3 protein-coding genes and 1 pseudogene are annotated in these 4,959 nt (G+C 69.8%); 1 reads left to right on the plus strand and 3 read right to left on the minus strand.

The annotated features are described in order from the left end of the window. Nucleotides 1–276: 276 nt before the first annotated feature. From IE312_RS33640 to IE312_RS33650, 3 genes and pseudogenes are all read right to left on the minus strand, one after another. Entirely contained in the window at nucleotides 277–594 is a 318-nt protein-coding gene (locus IE312_RS33640; protein ID WP_189986014.1) for a hypothetical protein, read from the minus strand. A gap of 394 nt (nucleotides 595–988) precedes the next feature. Then, nucleotides 989–1,393, minus strand: a complete 405-nt coding sequence (locus IE312_RS33645; protein WP_229900743.1) for a type IV toxin-antitoxin system AbiEi family antitoxin domain-containing protein — start codon at nucleotides 1,391–1,393, stop codon at nucleotides 989–991. Continuing rightward, nucleotides 1,390–2,236 (minus strand): annotated as a pseudogene (locus IE312_RS33650) (IS5 family transposase). The gene IE312_RS33645 and the pseudogene IE312_RS33650 overlap by 4 nt, the downstream one beginning before the upstream one ends. A gap of 298 nt (nucleotides 2,237–2,534) precedes the next feature. Between IE312_RS33650 and mobF the strand changes: the two are divergent. Then, nucleotides 2,535–4,496 carry a MobF family relaxase gene (gene mobF, locus IE312_RS33655; RefSeq protein ID WP_189986015.1) on the plus strand — a complete coding sequence of 654 codons (1,962 nt, stop codon included), beginning with the start codon at nucleotides 2,535–2,537 and terminating at the stop codon, nucleotides 4,494–4,496. Nucleotides 4,497–4,959 lie beyond the last annotated feature (463 nt).

The raw sequence follows: 4,959 nt of genomic DNA on the forward strand, positions 1-4,959 counted from the left end.
TCCGAGGCCACGCGGACTGCGGATTGGTCGTACGGATTGTGGCAGTACCACGTGTAGGCGATGCGCAGCCATGCTCTACCGGCTCGGGCGGGCGGTGAGCAGGCTACGAGCGGGCGCGTCGCTGGAAGCGGCTCATGGTGCGGAAAGCGATTCAATCTGCCAGGCAATGGCAGACGCGCTTTGCCTGCCTACTTGCGCGCCATTGGCCGGTCGAGGTGCCATGCAGGTCCTGGACCACGCGACGTGGTCCAGGACCGCACCTGAGATCTTGCGGCGTCAGTACCAGTAACCGGAGTGCCAGCAATTGTCACTCCACCAGCCGTCGTGCCAGCGGTTGTGCTGATTCTGATCCCAGTAGCCGTACCGGTGGCCGTGCCGGCTGTACCAGCCGTCATGACGGCTGTCGTGCCTGCTGCCGTACCGGTCGTCATGGGCCCGTCCGTGGTCGCCGCCGCCGTGCTGGCTGATCGACGTGGACGCTGAGGTCGGGGCGGCCGCGGCCGCGGAGCCTGCCGTTGCGATGGCGGCTCCGCCTGCCAACATGGCGCCAGCGGCCGTGAGGACGGCCATCTGCTTCACGCTGTGTGCGCGCATCGTGTACACCTCCTCTTCGCTTGTCTTCGTGTCTGTAATCCGGAGCCGCGAGCGATACGGTTTGCGAGTTTTGTGCTTTTTCCCAATCCAGTGGCGTTCCGGCGCCGAACCACATGTGGGAGAGCTGGAGACCATGGCGCTGAGGTGTCAGGGCGGCAAGCTTCTTGCGCCACGACCCTTTCGGCCGCGCGTCGGCCGGCGGCGGAGTCCGACGGGTACGCACGCAAGCGCCACCTACCCTTGCGCCAGCCAGCTCTCCGGCTATGCGAGTGCCTGAGGGCCGCCTCATCACGGCCCGTGCACCACGAGGGGCGACAGAGCAGCTGAGCTGGGGTGTAACAACGAAGCGGCCGTGGTGATGGTCTCGATGTTAAGCCCGGCCCTTTAGAGGGCGTTAAGTCCGTTTCTGGTAGCGGCCGCGTCCGGGCTGTTCGAGGAGTCCCTGGCGGACAAGTCGTCCCAGTCGGGAGCGGGTGACGTTGATCGAGGGCTCGTCGGTGAGCAGGCCGAGGTGTTCGTGCAGATCGCGGACGCGGAACACCTTCCCGGGGTGCTCGTTGAACGTGGTCACGATGCGCTGGTAGACGGTCGCGGTGGCGGTCTGCGTGGGAGCCGTCCCGTCGTCGGGTGCGGTGAGGTGGTCGATGACCTTGCGGGTGGCGGCGAGCTCGGCCAGGCGGGCTTCGGTCTCGGCGAGAGTGGTGGCGAGCCGCTCGATCTGTTCGCGCAGGTGGTCGGCGCGTGCGACGGTCTCATCGTGCTCGGTCTGCAGCAGCCGCAGGAGTTCGTGGACGTTCATGCGGCCAGTTCCATGGCGCCCCGCCGGGTGGGGGTAGGGGTGGTGAGGCGGCGGAGCATGCCGGCGGTGGAGGCCCAGTAGACGCGGGAGGCCGCGTTGTCGGGCCGGTGGTCGTAGTCGCGGGCGAGACGGCGGTGGAGCATAAGGGACCTGCTCGACCACCCACCGTTTCGGTTGCGGGACGAAGCCCTTGCCTTTGTCGTCGGGGTTGCGGCGGACCACCTCGACGGTGATGTCCTTCATCGCTCCGTGGATGATCACGGCGTCCTTGAAGCCCTGGTCGACCAGGACCTTTTCCAGACGCATCCCGCACCGCTCGGCCGCCTGGTCCAGTAAGGCGATGCCGGCCTCGTTGTCGTGCGCGCTCGCGGCCAGGACCACCACGCCGATGACCAGGCCCAGCACGTCGACGGCCAGTCCCCGCTTCCTGCCGGGCGTCTTCTTGTTCACGTCCAGTCCCGTCGTTTCCTTCGGCACCCCGGCCGCCACGCGGACGGACTGGGTGTCGATGATCACCAGGGACGGGTCTTCTAATCGTCTGGACCGCTCCCGCACCTGACAGCGCAGGATCTCCTGGATCCGCTGGTCAAGGCCGTCCTGGCGCCACAGGGTGAAGTAGTAGAACACTGCCGACCAGGCAGGGAGGTCGTGCGGCAGGAGCCGCCACTGACAGCCGGTCCGGTTCTGGTAGAGCAGTGCGTTCACGACCTCGCGCAGGTCGCAGGAGCCCGGGGCGCCGGTCGCCGACCGCGCTACCCGCTCCTGCTTCCCCCCGATTACCAGCGGCTCGATCAACGCCCACTGCTCGTCGGTCAAGTCAGTTGCGTACGGCATCCGTTCCATGTCAGCCAACCCCATCATGCACACGACATGACACGAGGACGAAACCGTCCCATCATCCACGAACGGGCGACACCACATCAGCAGGAACGGGACTTAACGCCCTCTCAGTGGTGCTGGACGGTGTCGTTCGGGTCGTGGTGTGAGGGCTGCCGGAGAGCGATGACATTCGCGTCCGGCCCTGGTTCCGCTTCCCGCCCGGCGGGCCCCGGTGAAGAAAGTTCGGCCGCTGCTCCCGCCTGGCGGGACGCCAGACTGATCGGCCTTTTCTTGCAGGTCAGAGCCGTGTGGCGTGGTCTGCATGACAGTGGATATCAGGGTGATCCGGGCCGGTCAGATGTACCGCTACTACCTGCGCGAGACCGTTGTCGGCGACGGTCGCCGCCCGGCCCGCACGCCGCTGCGCGCCGCCCAGGAGCAGGCCGGTGTCCCGGTCGGGCGATGGATGGGCCGGGGACTTGCCGTGCTCGGACTGGTGCCGGGTGAGGAGGTCACCGAGGCGCAGTTGCGGAACCTGTTCGGTGAGCGGGGCCGCCACCCGTACGCGGGCCGGATCGAGGCCGACCGGCTCGCCGCGGGCGACTCCGCGAAGAAGGCGTTCAAGGCCGGCGCTCTCGGACGCCGGGTGACAGTCACGGGCGTGGACTTCGTGTTCCGGCCGCAGCCGACGATCTACCTCCTGTGGGCGTTCGGGGATGACGAGGCCCGGCGGGTGATCGAGGCCGCTCACGAGCGGGCGATCGAGCGGGTGCTGGAGTGGATCGAGGACGAGGTCGCGGTGATCCGGTACGGCAAGGACGGCATTTACCGGGTGCGGCCGCCCGGCGGCCTGGTCGCCGCCCGCTTCCGCCACTACGAGGCTCGCTCTGGGCGGCCCTTGCTGCATGACCATCTGCTGCTGTCGGTGAAGGGGCAGCGCCTGGACGGGAAGTGGGGCTCGATCCACACCACGGCCCTGTACGAGAACACCGTGGCCGCCTCCGCGCTCTACAACGAGCTGGTGGCCGCTGAGGTCTGCGAGGCGCTGGGGCTGGCGACCGAGCCGCGCACCGTCACCCCGGGGCGCCGGCCTGTGATGGAGATTGCCGGGGTGCCGCACGAGCTGATCCGCTGGACCTCCCGGCGCAGTGACCAGATCGCCGCCTGCCTGGCCGAGCTGGAGCACGAGTACGTCACCGCCGTCGACGACGACGGCGAGCTGAAGTTCCTGCCCGTGGTCTCCGAGCGGGCCCGCGCCAAGATGAACCAGATCGCCGCCCTCAAGACCCGCCCGCCCAAGCAGAAGACCCAGCCGCTCGCGCAGCTGCGCGCCTGGTGGAAGGTGAGCGCGATCCTCACCTCCAAGGTCGCCGCCGACGTCATCAACTCCCTCCTCGAGCACGCTCGCGCCGCGGCCGCCGCGATCCGGGCCCGCGTCGCGGCCGTGGTCGACGTCGCCCTGGCGGCCATCGACGTCACCGCGACCGTGTTCGTGATGAACGAGGGCGGCCGCTTCCACCGCCGACACCTGCTCGCCGAAGCCCGCCGTCACCTCGCTCTCGTCCTGCGCGGCCGCCGCCGCGACCCCGGCGTGGACGACCAAGTCGTGGCCGCCGCCATCTCCGCCCACTGCCTGGACATCACCGAGCCGAAGACCGTACGCGGCCTGGAGGCCGGTTACCGCCTCTACACAGCCCGGTGGGCCCTGTCCGACCTCCCTGCCCGCCGCCGCCCACCCACTCCCGCTCCCGACCCGGACCGGCAACCCCCAGCCGATCCCGGCGAGCCGGCCGAACCCCGGCCCCCGGGCCAGGACGCGGGGGAGTGGGAGATCCCCCGCATCCCGCTCCTGTACGACCGTGCCGTCCTCGCCGGTGCGGTGGTGCGGGAGAAGCTGCGCACCACCACCGTGCGGGGCCGGGCGTACGACGTCGTTGCCCACCAGCAGGCGGCGATGCCCGAGCAGCTGCTCGCGCCCGAGCCGGCCGACCCCGAGCACGACGACCAGGAGCAGAAGCCCGGCCGCCGCGAGGCGCTGGACATGACGGCGCTGCGGGCCCTGCGGGAATCGCGCACGGACGTCGAAGCCCTCGATGTCACCGCCGAACGCCTGCGCCACCTCCAGGACGCGTTCAGCGAGGCGGCCGACCGGGCCCACTCCACGATGAATCGCTACACGCGCCGCGACGACACCGAGACGCCTCACCCGGTGCGCCGGGACGATCAGCAGGTGCACCACCCGCAGGATCCGGGACCGCACCGCGGCCGGGAGGCCGGCCACTGAGTGGACCCGATGGTGCGCACCCGGTGCGGTGGTGCGCACCGACGACGCCCGGCTCCACTCCACTGAGTGGAGCCCACCGGGTGGGAGTGGACGACATCGACGGGAGTGGAGCCGCGCATCCACCCGGTGCGTTTCTCCTTGACCTCGGCTCAGGTCAAGGAGAAACGCACCGCCTTCACCGTCTCCACCCGGGCCCACTTCACCGCACCACCGTCCACCCGGTGCGCACCACTCCCGCGCGCCGGCCGCGCCGGTGCGCGCACCGCCCACCGAGTGGAGCGCACCGGATAGACGGTGGTGCGCATCGTGGTGCGCATCGGATGGGCCCGCCACCGCACCAGTGCGCACCGGGTGGGTGCGCTCCACCGCACCGGTGCGCATCGGCGTGGCTACGGGCGCGCGGTCATGGACTGCACGGTGCGGGCCCACTCCAGGTGTTCGTCGCGCATGGTCTCCAGGGTGG

This window comes from Streptomyces capoamus (assembly GCF_014654935.1).
Lineage (GTDB): Bacteria > Actinomycetota > Actinomycetes > Streptomycetales > Streptomycetaceae > Streptomyces > Streptomyces capoamus.